The following is a 19,538-nucleotide window of genomic DNA, read 5'->3' on the forward strand; positions in this document are numbered from 1 at the left end:
CGTAACCGGGGGCTCCGCCCCAGACCCCGCACCTCAAACGCCGGCGGGGCTGATAAATCAGCCCCGCCGGCGTTTGAGGCGGCTCGTTCAGCGGGGTTACAGGGCTACGCCCAGGAGGGCGTCGACCGTGCGGGAGACCAGGCCCGGGGCCGTGGTGTCGTCGCCGTCGGAGGCGTTCTGGGCGTCCACCCAGCGATCCACGGCGGCCAGCGCCGCAGGGGCGTCCAGGTCGTCCGCCAGGGCCGCCCTGACCTCCTCCACCAGCGCGTCGGCCGGCAGGCCGTCCGGCCGGGACACCGCCGCGCGCCAGCGCGCCAGGCGGGCCTCCGCCTCGGCGAGGACCGCGTCGGTCCACTCCCAGTCGGCCCGGTAGTGGTGCGAGAGCAGCGCGAGGCGGATCGCCGCCGGGTCCACCCCGGCCCGCCGCAGCGCGGAGACGAAGACCAGGTTGCCCTTGGACTTCGACATCTTCTCGCCGTGCAGCGCGACCATGCCCGCGTGCACGTACGCCTTGGCCATCGGGAACTCGCCCGTCAGGACCTGCGCGTGCGAGGCCCCCATCTCGTGGTGCGGGAAGGCGAGGTCCGACCCGCCGCCCTGGATGTCGAAGCCCATCCCCAGGTGGTCCAGGGCGATGGCGACGCACTCGATGTGCCAGCCGGGCCGGCCGGGGCCCAGCGAGCCGCCGTCCCAGCTCGGCTCGCCCGGGCGCGCGGCCATCCACAGCATCGGGTCGACCGGGTTCTTCTTGCCCGGCCGCTCCGGGTCGCCGCCGCGCTCCGCGGACAGCAGCCGCATCGCCTCGGCGTCCAGGTTGGACACCTGGCCGAAGTTGACGTCGGACTCCACCGAGAAGTAGACGTCCCCGTCCAGCTCGTACGCAGCGCCCGCGTCCCGCAGCCGCTCCACCAGCGGCACGATGCCCGGTATGGCCTCGACGGCGCCGATGTAGTGCTGCGGGGGCAGGATGCGCAGTGCGGTCATGTCCTCGCGGAACAGGGCGGTCTCGCGCTCCGCGAGCTCGGTCCAGTCGTGGCCGTCGCGCAGCGCCCGCTCGAGCAGGGGGTCGTCGACGTCCGTGACGTTCTGGACGTAGTGAACCTGCCGCTTGGTGTCGAGCCACACGCGCTGCACGAGGTCGAACGCGTTGTAGGTCGCCGCGTGACCGATGTGGGTCGCGTCGTACGGGGTGATGCCGCAGACGTAGATACGGGCGACGGGACCGGGGTCGAGGGTGATCTTCCCCTGGGTCGCGGTGTCGTGGATCTGGAGGTCGCGGCCCTTGCCGGGAAGGGCGGGGACCTCAGAAGCGGGCCAGGCATGCATGCCACGAGCCTAACCGGACGCGTGTTCCGAAAACGAACCGGACCAGCAGGGTTGGCCTGATCGGCGCTCTTGCGGTCCGGCTGGTTCTGTGCGTGTCGCGAGGTACGCGGGCCCCGTCCTGCTCAGACGGGCGGCCAGGGGATGGCGGGCCACTGCCCGGAGGGCTTGGGATGCACCCCGGTGCGCAGCAGACGCGCCACCCTGGCCCGTACGGCGGCCAGCTCGGCGGGCGTGATCAGTTCGGCCAGCCGGGTGGCGAGCGCCTCCCCGGCCGCGAGCCGCCCCTGGAGCAGGCCGAGCACCTCCTGGGCCTCGTCGGTCAGCGGCTCCCCGGCCCAGCCCCACAGGAGGGTGCGCAGCTTGTCCTCGACGTGGAAGCTGACCCCGTGGTCGATGCCGTACAGCCGCCCGTCGGGCCCGGGCAGCAGGTGGCCGCCCTTGCGGTCGCCGTTGTTGATCACGGCGTCGAGGACGGAGAGGCGGCGCAGCCGCGGGTCGTCGGCGTGGACGAGGAGCGCGGTGCGGCCCTCCCCGACGTCGGCGAAGCCGACGGGCTTCCAGCCCTCTCCCGCCTCCTCGCCCTCGACGAGGGCCAGCAGCCCGCTCCCGTCGGCTTCGGCCTCGCCGTCGCCGTGGCCGGACTCGATCCACTGCTGGACCATGCCCTCCCCGTACGGTCCGTCGCGCAGCACGGTCGGCGGCACCAGGCCCCAGCCGGTGGCCTCGGAGACCAGGTAGGCGGCGACCTCCCGGCGGGCGAGGTTGCCGTCCGGGAAGTCCCACAGGGGGCGCTCCCCCTTGACCGGCTTGTACACGCAGTCGACGTCGGCGCCCCCGTACGTCGCCGTGCACAGCAGGACCGCGTTGGACGCCCCCGGGATCCGGCCGACGACGGTCAGCTCGCCCTTGGCGAGCACTTCCTCGAGCTCCCCCGTGGCCTTCACACCTGGCGCCGGTAGCCGTTCTGGCGGGGGCACACGTGGCCCTCGGGGTCCAGCGGCAGGCTGCACAGCGGGCACGGCGGCCGGCCGGCGTTGACCACGTCCAGGGCCCGCTTGGCGAAGGCCCGGGCCTGGGCGCCGGTGAGGCGGACGCGGAGCATCGGCGGGCCGTTCTCCTCGTCCTGCAGCAGCCGCTCCTCCGCCTCTGCGAGGTCCTCCTCGGAGTCCACCTCGATCTCCACCAGCGCCTGCGCCTCGACGATCATGCGCTGCTGCTCGCCGTCCCAGGCCAGGGCCATGGTGCCGACGCGGAACTCCTCGTCGACGGGGACGTCCAGAGGCGCCGTGTCGGCGGCCTCGGTGGGGGCCACGGCCGGGACCGCCGCGTTGCCCCCGGTGCGCCGAACGACCTCGTCCAGCAGCTCGTCCATCCGCTCGGCAAGCGCGGCGACCTGGGTCTTCTCCAGGGAGACGCTGGTGACGCGGGGGCCGGCGGAGGCCTGCAGGAAGAACGTACGGCGTCCCGGCAGACCGACCGTGCCGGCCACGAAGCGGTCCGGCGGGTCGTAGAGGAACACCTGACGGGGCACGTCCAGTCTCCAAGTCTCGGCGGCAGGGGCACGGGTGCGCACTAGTGTTGGCCCATCCACCCTACTGCGCCGTTCGATCACGCCGCGCCCGCACCGCCTCCCACGACCGCGTTCCCGCCGTCCTCGGTGGCCGCCTCGAAGCTCTCGGTGTCGGCGCCGGCCGAGTCCGGTACGCGGGCGGGGCGCGGGGCGAGCGAGCCGAAGTCGCCGGTGTCGCCGAGCCTGAGCAGGAACGGCCGCGTCGCGGTGTAGCGGACGGCCGTGACGGAGCAGGGGTCGACGTGGATGCGCTGGAAGAGGTCGAGGTGCATGCCGAGGGCGTCCGCGACAAGGGACTTGATGATGTCGCCGTGCGAGCACATCAGGAAGACGGCGTCGCTGCCGTGCTCCTGTTCGATCCGCGCGTTCCACTCCTGTACGGCGTCCACGGCGCGGGCCTGCATCGCGCGCAGGGACTCACCGCCGGGGAAGGCGGCGGCCGAGGGGTGCTGCTGGACGATCTTCATCAGGGGTTCGTCGGCGAGCTCGGAGAGTTTGCGGTTGGACCAGTCGCCGTAGTGGCATTCGCCGATCCGCTCGTCGGCGTGCAGCTCGAGCTCGGGGCGGGCGGCGAGCAGGGGTTCGAGGGTCTCCCGGCAGCGCTGGAGGGGGCTGCTGACGGCTGCGGCGAGCGGCACCCCGGCGAGCCGTCCGGGCAGGGCCGCGGCCTGCTCCGCACCGCGTGCGTCGAGGGCCACGCCCGGGGTCCATCCGGCGAGCAGCCCTGCGGTGTTGGCGGTGGACCGCCCGTGTCGTACGAGGATCAGCGTGGCCATGGCGCCAAGCCTAGGGCCTGTGCGGCGGAGCAGGGGCGGGCGGGAGACGTTCGCGGGGGGGCGCGGGGCCGCCCTGGTGCGGACGGGCGCCCGGCGGGGGACAATGCCCGGCGTGATTGTCGACTGCGCGATGTACCGGGACGGCCGCCGCTCCCCCGCCCCCGAGGACTTCTCCGATGCCCTCGACGAGGCGCGGGCGGTGGGCGACGCCTTCCTCTGGGTCGGCATGCACGAGCCGACGGAGGAGGAATTCGAGCACGTCAGCCGGGAGTTCGGGCTGCACAAGCTGGCGGTCGAGGACGCGCTGACGGCGCACCAGCGGCCGAAGCTGGAGGTGTACGACGACTCGCTGTTCGTCGTGCTGAAGCCGGTGGTGTACGACGACGACGCGGACACGGTGGCCACCGGCGAGCTGATGGTGTTCATCGGCGACTCGTTCGTGGTCACGGTCCGGCACGGCGAGGGGGCCGCGCTGGCCGCCGTACGCACCCGGCTGGAGCAGGAGCCGGAGGTGCTGCGGCACGGCCCGACGGCGGTGCTGTACGCGGTGTCCGACGCGGTGGTGGACCACTACATCGAGGTGGCGGCCGAGCTGCAGGCGGACCTGGAGGAGCTGGAGGCGGAGGTCTTCGCCCCGGTCGCCCCGGACACCCGGAACACCGCCGCCCGGATCTACGGGTTCAAGCGGCAGGTGCTGGAGTTCCGGCGGGCGACGAGCCCGCTGCTGCAGCCGATGGACCGGCTGGCCTCCGGGACGGTGCCGTTCGTGCACGACCACGCCAGGCCGTTCTTCCGGGACGTCGCCGACCACCTGACGAAGGCCAACGAGTACATCGAGGGGCTGGACCGGCTGCTGTCGGACGCGCTGGCCGCGCACCTGGCGCAGATGGGCGTCCGGCAGAACGACGACATGCGCAAGATCTCCGCGTGGGCGGCGATGGCGGCCGTCCCGACGATGGTCGCGGGGATCTACGGGATGAACTTCGACCACATGCCGGAACTGCGGCACACGTGGGGCTATCCGGCGGTGCTGGCGGTGATGGCGGCGGCCTGCCTGGGCCTGCACCGGCTGTTCAAGTCCCGCGGCTGGCTCTAGCGCCGCAGGAGCTACGCGAACTCGGGGGCGCCGGTCGGGGCGCCCCCCAGGGGGTTGCGCCGCTCCGGCGGGTGCAGGGCGACCATCCGGTGCCAGCCGGCGAAGCGCTCCCAGGCGTACGTGCCGCGGATGCCGGCGGCGAGCGCGGCCGATTTGGCGGGGGGCCAGTGCAGGAGCCGGCCCATGTGGCCCATGACGGCGAGGCTCACGTCCCGGTAGACGGCGATCTCGGTGAGGGCGCTCTCGCGCAGCACCCGCTGGATGGTGCGGCCGTGGCCCTCGCGGGCGAGGCGGAGCAGCTCCTCGTGGCAGTAGGACAGGTGGTTGTCCTCGTCGTGGCTGATCATGCGGATGGCCCTGCCGACCTCGGGGTGGTCGCCGAAGTGCCGCACGAGCATGTCCATCTGGTCGGCGGCGCGCTGCTCGGTCACCCGGCTGTGCGAGAGGTAGACGACGATGTCCTCCTCCGTCAGCGGCTCGTCGGAGCGGAGCTTGGCGTGGGCCAGGCCGATGCCGCTGCGTTCCAGCAGCATCGTGTAGTCGGTCTCGGGCGGTACGGGCACGGCCGGCAGGCCCCGCTTGCGCAGCAGGGCGTGGAAGATACGGCCGTGCTTGTCCTCGTCGGCCCCGTGCCGGGTGATCTTGGGGGCAAGCTCGCGCATGCTGTCGGGCACCAGGGCCGCGATCCGCGCGTTCTCCCATCCGCCCTGGGACTCCCCGCTGGCGGCGATCGAGCAGAACAGCTGGAAGGAGTCGTCGTGGTCGACGATCTCCTGGAACAGGCTGCGGGCAGAGAGCATGCATCGAGTCAACGGCCGTTCCGGGGGCCGGGCAACCGAGGAGCCGCCGGACTCGGCCGAACGGGGTGGGCCGAACGGGGTGGCGCGGGGGCGTAACCCGGCGGGCCCCGCGCGCGTTGTTGGCTGTGTCGGCCGTGGCGGGGAAGACCCCCGAGCCCCCACCACGGCCGCAGGGCCCCTCCGGGTCAGGCGAGGCCGGCCAGCTCCAAGGCCTCGGTGCCGGCGCGCAGCGCGGTGATCCGCTCGTCCAGGGTGAAGCCGGCCGGGGCGAGGGTCAGCGTGGTGACGCCGGCCTCGGCGTAGGCCCGCATCCGGTCCGCGATGCGCTCGACCGAGCCGAGCAGGGTGGTGGAGTCGATCAGCGAGTGCGGGACGGCCTCGGCGGCGCCCGTCTTGTCGCCCGCCAGGTACCTGTCCTGGATCTCGGCGGCCTCCTTCTCGTACCCCATGCGCTGGGCGAGCTGGTTGTAGAAGTTCTGCTTGCGGCTGCCCATGCCGCCGACGTACAGGGCCGTGTAGGGGCGGAACATGTCGGCGAGGCCGTTCACGTCGTCGCCGACGGCCAGCGGGACGGTCGGGCAGACGTCGAAGCCGTCCATGGTGAGCCCGACCTTCTCGCGGCCCGCCCGGATGTGGGTGAGCGCGGTGGCCTCCAGGTGCTCGGCGGCCGGGAAGATCAGCAGGGCGCCGTCGGCGATCTCGCCGGTCTGTTCGAGGTTCTTCGGGCCGATGGCGGCGATGTAGAGCGGGATGTGCTCGCGCTCCGGGTGCACGGTCAGCTTGATCGGCTTGCCCGGGCCGCCCGGCAGGGGCAGGGTCCAGTGCTCGCCCTCGTAGGTGAGGCGCTCGCGGGTCATCGCCTTGCGGACGATCTCCACGTACTCGCGCGTCCGGGCGAGCGGCTTGTCGAACTTCACGCCGTACCAGCCCTCGGAGACCTGGGGGCCGGAGACGCCCAGGCCCAGGCGGAAGCGGCCGCCGGTGAGCGAGTCGAGGGTGGCGGCCGTCATGGCGGTCATCGCGGGCTGGCGGGCCGGGATCTGCATGATCGCGGAGCCGACGTCGATCCGCTCGGTCTGGGCGGCGACCCAGGCGAGCACGGTCGGCGCGTCCGAGCCGTAGGCCTCGGCGGCCCAGCAGACGTCGTAGCCGAGGCGGTCCGCCTCCTGGGCCACGGCCAGGTTGTCCGCGTCCATGCCGGCGCCCCAGTAGCCGAGATTGATGCCGAGCCGCATGTGTCGTCCCCTTACCGGTTTACCGATCAGTAACGTAGGTCTGGGCAGGGACTGTAGCGCGCCCGGGTCCGCGGCGTCAGTGCCCCGCTAGTCTCAGCGTTCATGGAGCAGAGGCATCTCGGCCGCACCGGCCTGCGCGTGTCCCGGATCGGCCTCGGCACCCTGACGTGGGGCCGTGACGCGCAGGGCCCGGACGAGCCGGGCACCGCGGAGCTGTTGAAGACCTTCTGGGAGGCGGGCGGCACGCTCGTCGACACCGCCGACGTGTACGGCGGCGGCGAGGCGGAGTACCTGCTCGGGCGGCTCGTCGGCTCGCTGGTGCCGCGGCGGGAGCTGGTCATCGCGACGAAGGCGGGCGGCGTGCCGGATCCCGACCGGCGCTTCGACGGCTCGCGCGGGCACCTGCTCGCCGCGCTGGACGACTCCCTGGCCCGGCTGGGCACGGAGTACGTGGACCTGTGGCAGGTCCACGCCTTCGACCCGGGCACCCCGCTGGAGGAGACCCTCCACGCGGTGGACCTGGCGGTCAGCAGCGGGCGGGCCCGGTACGCGGGGGTGTGCAACTTCAGCGGCTGGCAGCTGGCGAAGGCCGCCACGTGGCAGCTGGCGGCGCCGGGGGTGCGAACCCGCCTGGCCACCACCCAGATGGAGTACTCCCTCCTCCAGCGGGGCGTGGAGCGGGAGGTGCTCCCCGCGGCGCTGGACCTGGGCGTCGGGCTCCTTCCCTCCTCCCCGCTGGGGCGCGGGGTGCTGACGGGCAAGTACCGGTCGGGCACCCCGGCGGACTCCCGGGGCGCGTCGCCCGGCATGGCCGGCTTCGTGGAGCCGTACCTCGACGACACGGCGGGCGGGATCGTGGACGCGGTCGCCACGGCCGCCCACGGCCTGGCGGTGACCCCGCTCCAGGTGGCCCTGGCGTGGGTCCGGGACCGTCCCGGGGTGGTCGCGCCACTCGTCGGCGCGCGCACGTCACCGCAGCTGGCAGAGGCACTGTCGGTGGAGACCCTTACCCTTCCGGAGGAAATCCGCCAGGCGCTGGACGATGTCTCGGCGCCGGTGCACCGCTACCCGGATCACGACTGGAGCACGCTGTGAGCACGGACCGCCACCCCGCCGCCCCGGAGGCCACCCCGGCCCCCGACACCCCCCAGGCGGCCCCCACGCGGCCCGAAGCCGGGGCGGACGGCCCGGCGCCGGGCGGCGGCGCTGCCGGCGAAGCCGGGGCGCAGGCCGGCGCGGGCGGCAGCGCGGCGGCCACCACCGGCACGCCGCAGGCGGACCCGGCACCCGGCGACCCCGCGCAGGGTGAAGCCGACGCAGACGGCCCCGAGCGGGCCGCCGGGTCTACGGGCGAAGCCGGGGACGGGGACGATCCGCAGGCCGACGCAGACGACAACGAGCCGGCCACCACCGGTGCGCCGCAAGCGGACCCCGCAACCGGCGCAGCCGGAGGCGGCGAAGCCGCGCAGGGCGACGCGGAGGCAGACGGCCCGGCGCCGGCCGGCGGCGCCACCGGCGAAGCCGAGAGCGGCAACGACTCGCAGGCCGGCGCAGACGACAACGAGCCGGCCACCACCGGCACGCCCCAGCCGGACCCGGCAACCCACGCCGCGCAGGGCGAAGCCGAGGCGGACGGCCCGGCACAGGCGGGCAGCGCTGCCGGCGAAGCCGGGGACGGGGACGACTCGCAGGCCGGCGCAGGCGGCAACGGGGCGGCCGCCACCGAGGCGCCGGACCCGGCAACCAGCGACGCCGACGCAGACGGCCCGGCGCCGGCCGGTGGCGCTGCCGGCGAAGCCGGAGACGCGGACGGGTCGCCGTCCGGCGCAGCCGGCAACGGGGCGGCCGCCAGGGCGCCGCATGCGGGCGGCGAAGCCGCGCTGGGCGACGCCGAGGTGGGCGGGGGGCCGGGGGCGGAGTCCCCGGTTTCGGGAAGGGGCGGGGTGGGGGAAAGCCCCGCAGGGGACGGCGACGGCCCCCAACTCAGCGAGGCCGAGGCGGAGCTCGCCGCCCAGAAGGTCGAGCGGGAGCGCATCGAGCGCCGCAAGGCCCAGCGGCAGGGCCCGGTCGACGCCGGCGCCAAGCTCAGCGGCAAGGCCGCGGACCTGCTGGCCGCCGTACGGGCCGTGGAGAGCGGCGAGAAGCCCGCCCCGCGGTACTTCGACGACGCCGAGGGCGGGGCGCGCAGGCCCGCTCCGGCCCCCGCCCCGCAGTCGCAGCCGCAGCCGCAGCCGCGCCCCCGCCCGGCGGCGGCTCCCGAACCGTCCGCCGAGGGCGTCGAGGCCGTACGGGCGGTCCTGGCCCGCGGCGGCGCCCCCGCCGAGCTGGCCGCCCGGGCCGCAGCCGCCCTCGGCGAGGCGGCCGCCGAGGAGCTCGCCGAGAACCCCTGGCGGCTCCTGGCGGTCACCGGCGTCCGCCCCACACAGGCCGACGGCTTCGCCCGCGCCCTCCTCGGCCCCGCGGCCGGCCCGGCCGACGACCGCCGCGCCGCCGCCCTCGTCGGCTGGCTGCTGGAGCAGGCCGCGCTCAAGGGCCACACCGCCCTGGAGGCCCCGACCCTGGAATCGGCCCTGGCCCAGTACGGCGTGCCCAGGCCCGCCGACGCCCTGGAGCAGGCCATCGCCGAGGGCCTGGTCCTGGTGTTCCACGAGCCGCTGGACACGCCCGCCGCACCATCCGCCGCGCCGTCCGCCGCGCAGGACGACGCGGAGGACGGCGAGGAGGACGACGCGCAGCCCGTACGCGTCCTGGTCGGCCTGGAGGGCTACGCACTGGCCGAGGAGAGCCTCGCCGACGGCCTGGCCCGGCTGGCCGGCACCTTCGCCGGCCCGGCCGACTGGGACGGCGCCGCCACCGGCCCGGGCGCCGAGCTGATCCGCGCGGTCGCGGGCCACGGCCTCGTCGTGCACACCGGCGGCGAGGCCGCCCGCGCCGAGCCGCTGGCCCTGGTGGCGGCCGCCCGGGAGCGGGGCCTGCGCACCTGTCTGGCCGCGCACGCCCCGGGCCGCCGGGAGGCCGTCACGGTGGCCGGGCTGCTCGCCGGCACGGAGGGCCCGCAGCGGGACGCGGACGGCCAGTTCGAGCTCGACCTGCTGGTCGTCCTGGACGCGCCGCAGCTGGACGTGGAGACCGCCGCCGCCCTGGTGGAGTCGGTGCCCGACGGCGCCCGCCTGGTCCTGTCCGGGGACCCGTCGGTGCTCGGATCGGCGGGCCCCGGCCGGGTCTTCGCCGACCTGCTCGCGGCCCGCGCCTGCCCGCAGCTGGTCTCCCGCATCCCCGACCCGGGCCCGCTCGGCGAGCTGGTGTCGGGGATCGGCATCGGCGAACTGAACCAGGTCGACGCCCCCGGCAAGGAGGTCGTCATCGTGCCCGTGCGCGACGCCGGCGAAGCCGTGCACCGCACCGTGCAGCTGGTGGCGGAGTCGGTGCCGCGCGCCTTCGGGATCGCGGCGGACGGCATCCAGGTGATCACCCCGGGCCACGGCGGCCCGGCCGGCACGCGCGCGCTGAACGCGGCCCTGAAGGAGCGGCTGAACCCCGGCCCGGGCCGGTTCGGCGGCTTCGACCCCGGCGACCGCGTGGTCCACGTGCCCTCGCCGGGGCGGGCGGTGCCGGGCCACGTGGTGTCCGCCGACGCCGAGGGGCTGCACCTGGACACCGCGGGCGGGCGCATCGTCGTACCGCGGGAGCGGGTGGAGGCGCAGGTGCGGCACGGCTGGGCGGTGACGGCGCACCAGGCGGTCGGCGCGCGCTGGCCGGCGGTGGTGGCCGTACTGCCGGGCGATGCGGCGCAGGCCCTGTCGCGGGACTGGGTGTACACGGCCTTCGGCCGGGCCGAGCGGCACCTGTCGGTGGTGCACGGCGTGGACCAGGCGCTGGCGCACGCGGTCGCGCAGGTGCTGCCGAAGCCGCGGACGACCCGGCTGGCGGGCCTGCTGCGGGCCCTGACGGCGGCGGCGCAGGAGCAGCCCGAGTAACCGAGTACCCGAGCAACGGGCCGTCCTACGGCCCGCCCGCACACCGCGGCCCCCGCCCTTCCCGGGCGGCGCCCGCACACCGCGGCCCCCGCCCTTCCCGGGCGGGGGCCGCGGCAGGTCCGGCGCGGACGCGGACGCGGGAGCGGGCCGACGGATCAGGCGGGCGCCAGGCCCGGTTCGGCCGCCTCGTCGTCCTCGGCCTCGTCCTCCTCGTCGAAGTCGTCGGTGTCCTCGTCGAACACGGAGCTGACGTCGAACCGGTGCAGCACGTCCTGCGGGTCGGTGTTCCCGAAGGGCTCGCCGAGCCACTCCCCCGGTTCCGCGACCTCGTGCGCGGCCGCGATCCAGAGGGTCGAGTCGCCCTCCTCCAGGCCGAAGTCCTTGGAGCGGGAGGCGATCTCGTCGGGCTCGTACTCCCCGAACAGGACGCCCAGGGCGCCGGCGGTGCCGCCGTCGTGGACGAGTTCGGCGTCCCGGTCGTGCGCGGCGACCCGGTCGGCCTGTGCGATCAGCCGCGACGGCTGGACGACGGTGTAGTCGCGGCGGATGAGCACGCTGAACGCGGCGGGCTCCGCGGGCCCCGCGTACGGGGCGCCGTCCTCGGGGGTGGGGATCTCGAACGGGGTGACCTCGTCGTAGCGGTCGTAGAGGAGTTCGTCGTACTCCTCGGCGGCGGCGGCGAGTTCGTTGAACGCGGCGTAGACGGCCGGGTCCTCCTCCCCGATCCTGCTCTCGACCGCGGCGAGGTGACGGTCGATGGCGGCCTTGACCGCCTCGGCGGCGGCGCGTACCTCGGCAACAGTGGGCAGAGCGGCATCAGACATAGTGCAGACGCTATCCGTAGCAGGGCCGTGCCCGCACAATAGATGCGATGCCGGAATACGAATTTGTCGACGTGTACGTGCCTCGCGGGGTCCCCCGCATCGAGGCGACCCGCCTGCTGACCGACCATGCCGAGTACGGGAACTGGGAGCTCGACCGGCTGACCCTGCACCGGGACGGCAGTCGCCGCGTGCGGTTGCGCCGCCGGATCATCCGTCAGGTCCGCGCGACCTGGTGACGGTGGCGCGGGCCCCGCTCCCGGGGGCGGGGCCCGCGCCGTGAGGGGCCGTCAGGCCGCGCTGCGGGCGCGGCGGTAGAGGACGGCTCCCGCGAGCAGCGTGCCGGCCGCGAGCGGGAGGGCGATACCGAGGGTGTCGCCGGCTCCCGTGGCGGCGAGTCCGGCCTGGCGGGCCGGCCCCAGCCCGACGGCACTGCCGGTCCCCGTACCCGTCCCCTGGCCGGGGTGGGTGCCCGGGACGACCGAGCCGGTCCCGGGGCCCGTGGGGCTGCCGGGGAGGCCGGGGTGGCCGGGGGTTCCCGGCCTACCGGGGGTACCAGGCGTCCCGGACTGCCCCGGATTACCCGGCGTACCAGGGTTCCCGGGCGTACCGGGGTTTCCCGGAGTCCCAGGGTTCCCGGGCGTACCCGGATTCCCCGGAGTACCCGGGTTCCCCGGCGTTCCCGGCCCCCCGGGAGTACCCGGGTTCCCCGGAGTGCCGGGCCCGCCCGGCTGGCCGGGGTGCCCCGGCTGCTCCTCGTCCTCGTCGCACGGCTCGTCCGGCTCCTCGGGCCCACCCGGGTGACCGGGGTACCCGGGCCCGCCCGGATACCCCGGGGTGCCGGGCTGCCCCGGCTGCCCGGGCTGTCCCGGCGCGGCCGAGTGGTGCGAACAGCGGTTGCCGAAGGCCGGGTTCAGGCCTCCCACCACCGTGACCGTGTTGCCGCAGACGTTGACCGGTGCGTCCACCGGCGCCTGCACGGTGTTCCCGGACAGCACGCCCGGGGAGTTCGCGGCATGGCCGGACGCGCCGGAGTCGGCCTGCGCGTAGCCCCCGCCCAGCGCGAGTACACCCCCCGCAGCCGCCATCGTGATCAGGGTCTTCCTGGTGACCGCTGCCTGTCGTCGCATTGTCGATTCCCCCTGCTGTGTACGAACGTCCGGGCCGTAAAGCCCGGCGGCCCCGGAGCGCTGGAATGCGCTCCGGGGCCCGAGACTTCAGACGCGTCAGGCGTTGACGCAGACGTTGCCGAAGGCAGGGTTCAGCAGGCCGATCGCGCTGATGGTGTTGCCGCACACGTTGACCGGAACGTGGATCGGAACCTGGACCACGTTGCCGGACAGGACGCCGGGGGAGCCGACGGCCGCACCCTGGGCACCCGCGTCGGCAACAGCCAGACCCGCACCCGCGAGAACGAGACCACCGGTGGCAGCGGCAGCGGCCACAACCTTCTTGAGCATTGTTCCTCCTAGTAGACAATGCGGTCCCAGCCGCGGACCGCATCACCTGTAACGAGGAGGGGTCACCGGAGCTACGAGCGTATGAGCGCATTCACTCTTCTCAGTGGAAAGCGCACACCCTCTCGAATCTCAGCAGTTGTCGATGAACCGGTCGAGCACGCGTACGCCGAACTTGAGCCCGTCCACCGGCACCCGCTCGTCCACGCCGTGGAACATCCCGGCGAAGTCCAGCTCGGGCGGCAGCTGCAGCGGCGCGAAGCCGAAGCAGCGGATGCCGAGGTCGTCGAAGGACTTGGCGTCCGTGCCGCCGGAGAGCATGTACGGGACGGCGCGCGCAATCGGGTCCTCGGCCTTGAGGGCGCCCTGCATGGCGTCGACGAGGCGGCCGTCGAAGTCCGTCTCGAGCGCCTTGTCGCCGTGCACGTCCTCCCGCTTCACGCGCGGTCCGAGGATCCGGTCGAGGTCGGCGAAGAACTCGTCCTCGTAGCCGGGCAGGAAGCGGCCGTCGACGTGCGCGGTGGCCTGGCCGGGGATCACGTTGACCTTGTAGCCGGCGCCCAGCATCGTCGGCGCGGCCGAGTTGCGCAGGGTCGCGCCGACCATCTTGGCGATGCCGCCGAGCTTGGCGAGCGTGGCGTCCATGTCGTCCGGGTCGAGGGGGGTGCCCAGCGCGTCCGAGAGCTCGTCCAGGAAGGAGCGCACGGTCTTGGTGACGCGCACCGGCCACTGGTGGCGGCCGAGCCGGCCCACGGCCTCACAGAGCTCCGTGATGGCGTTGTCGGTGTTGGTCATGGAGCCGTGGCCCGCGGTGCCCTCCACGGTGAGCCGCATCCAGTGCATGCCCTTCTGGGCGGTCTCCACCAGGTACAGGCGCAGGTTCTCGTTGACGGTGAAGGAGAAGCCGCCGACCTCGCCGATCGCCTCGGTGACGCCCTCGAAGAGCCCGGGGTGCTTGTCGACGAGGTGCCGGGCGCCGTAGACGCCGCCGGCCTCCTCGTCGGCGAGGAAGGCCAGCACGATGTCGCGCGGGGGCTTGCGGCCGCTGCGCAGCCGGTCGCGGACGACGGCGAGCGTCATCGCGTCCATGTCCTTCATGTCGACGGCGCCGCGCCCCCACACGCAGCCGTCGGCGATCTCGCCGGAGAACGGGTCGTAGGTCCAGTCGGCGGCGTTCGCGGGCACCACGTCGGTGTGCCCGTGGATCAGCAGCGCCGGCCGCGAGGGGTCCTCGCCCTCGATCCGCGCGACGGTCGAGGCGCGGCCCTTGTGGGATTCGAAGATCTGCGGCTCCAGGCCGACCTCGGCGAGCTTCTCCGCGACCCATTCGGCGGCCTTGCGCTCGCCGGGGCCCGAGTGGTCCCCGTAGTTGCTCGTGTCGATCCGGATGAGGTCCCGGCAGAGGTCGACGACCTCGTCCTCGCCCGAGACGGTCCTGCCCGCGCTCGACTGGCTCACGCTGCTTCCTCCCACTGATCGGTACCGACTGCCCCCATCCTCCCGCTTCGGCCCGCTCCGCCCAAGGGCGATCCCCGGCCGAGGGGGTGTGATCGAGGGCCCCGGAATGTTTGGTAATGTTTTCCACGTCGGAACGGCCCGGGGCCGCGAGACAGACACCTTGTCCGGGTGGCGGAATGGCAGACGCGCTAGCTTGAGGTGCTAGTGCCCTTTATCGGGCGTGGGGGTTCAAGTCCCCCCTCGGACACCACTGAGAACCCCTGCTGAGCAGGGGTTCTCTGCTTTCCCCGGGGGTTGTGCCGGTATCCTGGGGGTGTGATCGAGAATCTTCCTCCCTGCCCGAAGTGCTCCTGTGCGTACACGTACGAGATGAATGCGCTCGTGGTGTGCCCCGAGTGCGGCCACGAGTGGGTGCCCGCCGAGGACGCCCAGGAGGCCGCTGCGAGCGGCGAGCGGGTCGTCCGGGACTCCGTGGGCAACGTCCTGCAGGACGGCGACAGCGTGACGGTCGTGAAGGCCCTGAAGGTCAAGGGCAGCGCGTCGGGCATCAAGGCCGGGACCAAGGTGCGCAACATCCGGATCGTCGACGGGGTCGACGGCCACGACATCGACTGCCGGATCGAGGGCTTCGGGGCCATGCAGCTGAAGTCCGGCGTGGTGAAGAAGGCCTGACCGGCCGCCCATACCAAAGAAGGACCCCGCCCGAGGGCGGGGTCCTTCTGCGTTGGTCGGCCGGGGCCGGCTCAGCCGCGGGCGGCGATCTCCGCGACGCGGCGGCGGACCAGGAACCAGCCGCCGACCAGGGCGGCGCCGATGGCCGGGACGCACAGGACGGTGGTGCGACCGACGCCGCCGTCGCACCACATCAGGACCAGCACCGAGAGCAGGAAGACCAGGGTGACGATCTGGGTGTACGGGGCCCAGGGCAGGCGGTACGCGGGGCGCTCGACGAGGCCGTTCTGCGCGCGGCGCCAGAAGAACAGCGAGCAGATCATGACCATCGCCCAGGTGCCGAGGATGCCCAGCGAGGCGAAGTTCAGGACGAGCTCGAAGGCGTCCGCCGGCATCAGGTAGTTCAGGCCGACGCCGGCGAGGCCGAAGGCGGCGGTGAACAGGACGCCGCCGTAGGGGACCTTCCCCTTGTTCATGCGGGCGGTGAACTTCGGCGCGGAGCCGGACATGGCCATCGAGCGCAGGATGCGGCCGGTGGAGTAGAGGCCGGAGTTGAGGCTGGAGAGGGCCGCGGTGAGCACGACGAGGTTCATGATGCCGGCGGTGCCGGGGATGCCGAGCTTGTCGAAGACGGTGACGAAGGGGCTCTGGTCGGCGGAGTACGAGGTGTACGGGAGCAGCATCGCGAGCAGGACGACGGAGCCGACGTAGAAGAGGCCGACGCGCCACATGATCGAGTTGATCGCCTTCGGCATGATCTTCTCGGGGTTCTCGGTCTCGCCCGCGGCGACGCCGCACAGCTCGACGGAGGCGTACGCGAAGACGACGCCCTGGACGACCAGGAGCATCGGCATGACGCCGGAGGGGAAGATGCCGCCGTTGTCTGTGATGGTGGACAGGCCCGGGGTGTGGCCGCCGATGTCGTGGCTGGTGGCGACCAGGTAGATCGCGACCACCAGGAAGATCGCCAGGGCGGCGACCTTGACCAGGGAGAACCAGAACTCCATCTCGCCGAAGTACTTCACCGAGATCAGGTTCGCGGTGAGGACCACGGCGAGGGCGACCAGGGCCAGGGCCCACTGGGGGATGCTGGTGAACATCGACCAGAAGTGCGCGTAGGTGGCGGCGGCCGTGATGTCGGCCACAGTGGTCGTCGACCAGTTCAGGAAGTACAGCCAGCCGGCCGTGTAGGCGCCCTTCTCGCCCATGAACTCGCGCGCGTACGAGACGAACGCGCCGGAGGACGGGCGGTAGAGGACGAGCTCGCCGAGGGCCCTGACGACGAAGAAGGCGAAGACGCCGCACACCGCGTAGGCGATCGCGAGGGAGGGGCCGGCGCCGTGGAGGCGGCCGCCGGCGCCGAGGAACAGGCCGGTGCCTATCGCCCCGCCGATGGCGATCATGTTGATGTGGCGGGACTTGAGGTCCTTGCTGTAACCCTCGTCACCTGCGTCGACGTGGCTGGAGGGCGCCGGGGCGGGTGCCCCGGTCAAGGTGCGGTCGCTCATGTGGTGCTTCGCCTTCGTGGGTGGGACAGGCATGTCCGGGCCTGGCGCAGGTGAGCTGGGTGGTGTCACCTGTGCGGTGGTCCGGTGTTTTTGTCGCCATAGGAGACCATGAGCCCCGGCCATGGCCAAAACCCGGCCCTGTGACGCCGAGGCCCCCGACGACCTTGGAAACGGGCGTCGGGGGCCTGGTACGAGCACGAAAGCGAGGACGAAGTCGAGGACGCAGCCGCTCGGGCCGGCCCGCCGGGGGTCAGTGGAGCGGGGCGGCCTCCGCGGCCTGGTCGAGCCGGAAGGCCTCGTTGCCCAGGCCGATGCGGGCGTGCACCTCGGGGTTGTTGCGGCGCAGCACGACGCCGTACAGCAGTCCGCCGACGGCGGCCGCGCCGATGACGGCGGGCAGCAGCCAGCTGAGGGCGGAGCCCTTTCCGGCGCCGACCAGGACGCCGAAGTCCTTCACGGTGTAGACGGCGATGCCGAGCAGCGCGATCCCGGCGAGTCCGGCGGCCAGGAGCCGCCACAGCTGGGCGGCGGCGGTGCCGCGGCGGACGAAGAAGGCGATGACGGCGCAGGAGGCGGCGGCCATGAGGAGGGTCACACCGAGCGCGCCGACGCTGCCCATCCAGGTGAACAGGTGCAGGACGGGTGCGGTGGGGTCGCCGGCGGGCTTGTCGTCGGTGAGGGCGAAGGCGAGGACGACGACGGTGGCGACGGCGGTCTGGAGCAGGGAGCCGGTGGCGGGGGCGCCGGTGCCCGGGTTGGTGCGGCCGAAGGAGGCGGGCAGGAGGCCCTCGCGGCCCATGGCGAAGGCGTAGCGGGCGACCACGTTGTGGAAGCTGAGCATGGCCGCGAACATGCCGGTGACGAAGAGGACGTGCAGGACGTCGGTGAAGGCGGTGCCCAGGCGGCTCTCGGTGAGCTGGAAGAGCAGGCCGGGGCCGGCCTCGGCGGAGGTCTTGACGATCTCGGAGGGGCCGGTGGCGACGGTCAGGGCCCAGGCGCTGAAGGCGAAGAAGAGGGCGACGAAGCCGACGGCGAGGAACATCACGCGGGAGACGACGATGTGCGGCTTGCTGGTCTCCTCGGCGTAGACCGGGGACTGCTCGAAGCCGACGAAGGCGGCGATGCAGAAGCACAGGGCGGTGCCGAGGCCGGCGCCGCCGAGGGTCGACGGGTTGAAGGCGTGCAGGGAGAGGCCTTCGGCGCCGGGGTCGCCGAGGGCGGCCACGTCGAAGATGACGACGAGGACGCACTCGATCAGGAGCAGGACGCCGAGGACCCGGGCGTTGAGGTCGATCTTGAGCCAGCCGAGGGCGCCGGTGAGGGCGACGGCGGCCAGGGCGGGTATCCACCAGGCCAGGTCGGTCTTGAGGTAGGTGGCGAAGAGGTTGGAGATCTCGAAGCCGAGGATTCCGTAGACGCCGACCTGCATGGCGCTGTACGCGACGAGGGCGACGAGCGAGGCGCCGGCGCCGGCGGTGGGGCCGAGCCCCCGGGCGATGTACGCGTAGAAGGCGCCCGCGTTGTGGACGTGGCGGCTCATCTCGGCGTAGCCGACACCGAAGAGCGCGAGGACGACACCGAGGATCACGAAGAGCAGGGGCTGGCCCACGACGCCCATCACGCCGAACGTGGTGGGCATCACGCCGGCGACGACCATCAGGGGGGCGCTGGCGGCCAGTACGGAGAGCAGCAGGCCGGCGGTGCCGAGGCGGTCGGCGCGCAGGGCGCGGTCCTGGCCCTTGTAGGTCCGGATCTCCGGAGCGGTGCCGAGCGTGGTGGATCTGCCCGTCGCCATGGCGGGTTTCCTTTCGGGGGAGGCTGAAGCGGTGCAGTGCGGTGGGGCGGTGCGGTCGCGCGGCGGTCGTCACGTGCCGAGCGCGGCGCTGCGTGCGGCGAGGAAGGCCTTGTGGGGATCGAGGTCGGGGTAGGACCAGGGGGCCGGGGTGGCGTGGCTGCCGATGCGGTGGAAGAGGGCGGCGGCCTCGGCGGGGCGGCCCTCGCAGAGCTTGGCGTGGGCGAGGAAGTTGAGGTCGACCCGGTTGCGGGGGTGGTCCTCGCGCTCCCATTCGAGCCACCAGTCGAAGGCGGCGCGCAGGACCTGGCGGGCGCGGCGGCTCGACCAGTGGGCGGCGGCGCCGTCGGGCGTGCGGCCGTGGGTGGCGGCGAGGACCCGGTAGCGCTCGGCGTGGGCGATGACCGGCAGGACGGCGAGCGGGGAGTCGGCCGGGGACTCCTCGGCGGCCCAGGCGGCGAAGTCGTAGACCTCGTGGAGCGGGTCGTGGCCGGAGGCGGGGGCGTGCTCGGCGAGGCGGGCGACCATCAGGTGGTGGGCGTGGTGGTGCTCGCGGTGGCGGGCCCGGACCTGGTCGAAGTGGCGGCTGAACTCCTCCGCGCTGCCGAAGGCCCGGGAGAGCATGAGCAGGCCGAGCCAGGGGGTGGGGTCGGCGGGGAGCAGCGCGGCGGCCCGCCGGCAGGCCTCCTCGGCGGCTTCGGGGCTGCCCTTGCGGCGCAGGGCGGTGAAGACGGCGGCGCAGGCGAGGAGGGTGGCGGCGTCGGCGCTGTCGGGTTCGGCGAGCAGCCATTCGCGGGCCCAGGCGGTGGCGGCCGGGGTCTCGGCGAGGACGACGACGCGGTGGCCGCGGCGGTCCCAGTCGTCGCCGGTGCCGGCGAGGAGGGCGCGGGCCCTGGCCCACCGGCCCTGGGTGAACTGGGAGCGGACGTCGACCAGTTCGGTGTCGCACAGCGCCGGGTCGAAGAGCTGGGCGTCCCGCTTGCGGGCGCGGCCGAGGGGCGGCGGAGGCGGGGACATCCGCGGTTTTCCCTCCAGGACACGGGCGCGGGA

Annotated in this window: 18 protein-coding genes and 1 tRNA gene; 6 read left to right on the forward strand and 13 right to left on the reverse strand. The window is 73.7% G+C overall.

What is annotated here, in order from left to right; translation table 11 throughout:
• Nucleotides 1-96: 96 nt before the first annotated feature.
• The 4 genes from mshC to AB0F11_RS17870 form a co-directional block, all read right to left on the reverse strand.
• A complete protein-coding gene (gene mshC, locus AB0F11_RS17855) occupies nucleotides 97-1,326 on the reverse strand; it encodes a cysteine--1-D-myo-inosityl 2-amino-2-deoxy-alpha-D-glucopyranoside ligase (RefSeq protein ID WP_362174145.1) in 1,230 nt (409 codons plus the stop codon).
• A 122-nt stretch (nucleotides 1,327-1,448) separates the two neighbouring features.
• Complete coding sequence (locus AB0F11_RS17860; protein ID WP_362174147.1) at nucleotides 1,449-2,303, reverse strand: SCO1664 family protein; 855 nt, start codon at nucleotides 2,301-2,303, stop codon at nucleotides 1,449-1,451.
• Nucleotides 2,267-2,857 (reverse strand): DUF3090 domain-containing protein, encoded by a 591-nt coding sequence (locus AB0F11_RS17865; protein ID WP_362174150.1) that lies wholly within the window; start codon nucleotides 2,855-2,857, stop codon nucleotides 2,267-2,269. Before AB0F11_RS17865 ends, AB0F11_RS17860 begins: the two co-directional genes overlap by 37 nt.
• Nucleotides 2,858-2,934: 77 nt before the next feature.
• On the reverse strand, nucleotides 2,935-3,672 hold the full coding sequence (locus tag AB0F11_RS17870) for a histidine phosphatase family protein (protein WP_362174153.1): 738 nt from the start codon (nucleotides 3,670-3,672) through the stop codon (nucleotides 2,935-2,937).
• 103 nt (nucleotides 3,673-3,775) lie between these two features.
• Here AB0F11_RS17870 and corA point away from each other — a divergent pair, with 103 nt between their 5' ends.
• Complete coding sequence (gene corA, locus AB0F11_RS17875; protein ID WP_362174155.1) at nucleotides 3,776-4,768, forward strand: magnesium/cobalt transporter CorA; 993 nt, start codon at nucleotides 3,776-3,778, stop codon at nucleotides 4,766-4,768.
• A gap of 11 nt (nucleotides 4,769-4,779) precedes the next feature.
• On the opposite strand, the gene AB0F11_RS17880 is transcribed toward corA, so the two are convergent.
• Nucleotides 4,780-5,568, reverse strand: coding sequence for a ferritin-like domain-containing protein (locus AB0F11_RS17880; RefSeq protein ID WP_362174158.1), 789 nt, complete (start codon nucleotides 5,566-5,568; stop codon nucleotides 4,780-4,782).
• A 185-nt stretch (nucleotides 5,569-5,753) separates the two neighbouring features.
• Entirely contained in the window at nucleotides 5,754-6,803 is a 1,050-nt protein-coding gene (locus AB0F11_RS17885) for an LLM class F420-dependent oxidoreductase (protein ID WP_362174161.1), read from the reverse strand.
• A 102-nt stretch (nucleotides 6,804-6,905) separates the two neighbouring features.
• Here AB0F11_RS17885 and AB0F11_RS17890 point away from each other — a divergent pair, with 102 nt between their 5' ends.
• Both AB0F11_RS17890 and AB0F11_RS17895 read left to right on the forward strand, forming a co-directional pair.
• Nucleotides 6,906-7,898 carry an aldo/keto reductase gene (locus tag AB0F11_RS17890; RefSeq protein ID WP_362174164.1) on the forward strand — a complete coding sequence of 331 codons (993 nt, stop codon included), beginning with the start codon at nucleotides 6,906-6,908 and terminating at the stop codon, nucleotides 7,896-7,898.
• Nucleotides 7,895-10,780 carry a helix-hairpin-helix domain-containing protein gene (locus tag AB0F11_RS17895; RefSeq protein ID WP_362174167.1) on the forward strand — a complete coding sequence of 962 codons (2,886 nt, stop codon included), beginning with the start codon at nucleotides 7,895-7,897 and terminating at the stop codon, nucleotides 10,778-10,780. Before AB0F11_RS17890 ends, AB0F11_RS17895 begins: the two co-directional genes overlap by 4 nt.
• A gap of 155 nt (nucleotides 10,781-10,935) precedes the next feature.
• Here AB0F11_RS17895 and AB0F11_RS17900 read toward each other — a convergent pair whose 3' ends face one another.
• Complete coding sequence (locus AB0F11_RS17900; RefSeq protein ID WP_362174170.1) at nucleotides 10,936-11,604, reverse strand: hypothetical protein; 669 nt, start codon at nucleotides 11,602-11,604, stop codon at nucleotides 10,936-10,938.
• Nucleotides 11,605-11,651: 47 nt separating this feature from the next.
• On the opposite strand from AB0F11_RS17900, the gene AB0F11_RS17905 reads away from it, so the two are divergent.
• Nucleotides 11,652-11,840, forward strand: a complete 189-nt coding sequence (locus tag AB0F11_RS17905; RefSeq protein WP_361918158.1) for a DUF5703 family protein — start codon at nucleotides 11,652-11,654, stop codon at nucleotides 11,838-11,840.
• A gap of 51 nt (nucleotides 11,841-11,891) precedes the next feature.
• On the opposite strand, the gene AB0F11_RS17910 is transcribed toward AB0F11_RS17905, so the two are convergent.
• The 3 genes from AB0F11_RS17910 to AB0F11_RS17920 all read right to left on the reverse strand — a co-directional run bounded on the left by AB0F11_RS17910 (nucleotide 11,892) and on the right by AB0F11_RS17920 (nucleotide 14,516).
• A complete protein-coding gene (locus AB0F11_RS17910; protein ID WP_362174173.1) occupies nucleotides 11,892-12,731 on the reverse strand; it encodes a chaplin in 840 nt (279 codons plus the stop codon).
• A gap of 96 nt (nucleotides 12,732-12,827) precedes the next feature.
• A complete protein-coding gene (gene chpH, locus AB0F11_RS17915; RefSeq protein WP_362174176.1) occupies nucleotides 12,828-13,061 on the reverse strand; it encodes a chaplin ChpH in 234 nt (77 codons plus the stop codon).
• A 129-nt stretch (nucleotides 13,062-13,190) separates the two neighbouring features.
• Nucleotides 13,191-14,516 (reverse strand): M20/M25/M40 family metallo-hydrolase, encoded by a 1,326-nt coding sequence (locus AB0F11_RS17920; protein WP_362174179.1) that lies wholly within the window; start codon nucleotides 14,514-14,516, stop codon nucleotides 13,191-13,193.
• A 162-nt stretch (nucleotides 14,517-14,678) separates the two neighbouring features.
• Here AB0F11_RS17920 and AB0F11_RS17925 point away from each other — a divergent pair.
• Nucleotides 14,679-14,766: transfer RNA gene (locus tag AB0F11_RS17925), tRNA-Leu, on the forward strand.
• A gap of 65 nt (nucleotides 14,767-14,831) precedes the next feature.
• Nucleotides 14,832-15,188, forward strand: a complete 357-nt coding sequence (locus tag AB0F11_RS17930; protein ID WP_362174182.1) for a zinc ribbon domain-containing protein YjdM — start codon at nucleotides 14,832-14,834, stop codon at nucleotides 15,186-15,188.
• A 71-nt stretch (nucleotides 15,189-15,259) separates the two neighbouring features.
• Here the strand turns inward: AB0F11_RS17930 and AB0F11_RS17935 are convergent, their stop codons facing one another.
• The 3 genes from AB0F11_RS17935 to AB0F11_RS17945 form a co-directional block, all read right to left on the reverse strand.
• Nucleotides 15,260-16,696 (reverse strand): amino acid permease, encoded by a 1,437-nt coding sequence (locus AB0F11_RS17935; RefSeq protein ID WP_362174185.1) that lies wholly within the window; start codon nucleotides 16,694-16,696, stop codon nucleotides 15,260-15,262.
• 250 nt (nucleotides 16,697-16,946) lie between these two features.
• Nucleotides 16,947-18,491 (reverse strand): APC family permease, encoded by a 1,545-nt coding sequence (locus AB0F11_RS17940; RefSeq protein WP_362174188.1) that lies wholly within the window; start codon nucleotides 18,489-18,491, stop codon nucleotides 16,947-16,949.
• Nucleotides 18,492-18,560: 69 nt separating this feature from the next.
• A complete protein-coding gene (locus AB0F11_RS17945; RefSeq protein ID WP_362174191.1) occupies nucleotides 18,561-19,505 on the reverse strand; it encodes a hypothetical protein in 945 nt (314 codons plus the stop codon).
• Between the last annotated feature and the right edge of the window lie 33 nt (nucleotides 19,506-19,538).

The organism is Streptomyces sp. NPDC032472, from assembly GCF_040636955.1.
GTDB lineage: Bacteria > Actinomycetota > Actinomycetes > Streptomycetales > Streptomycetaceae > Streptomyces.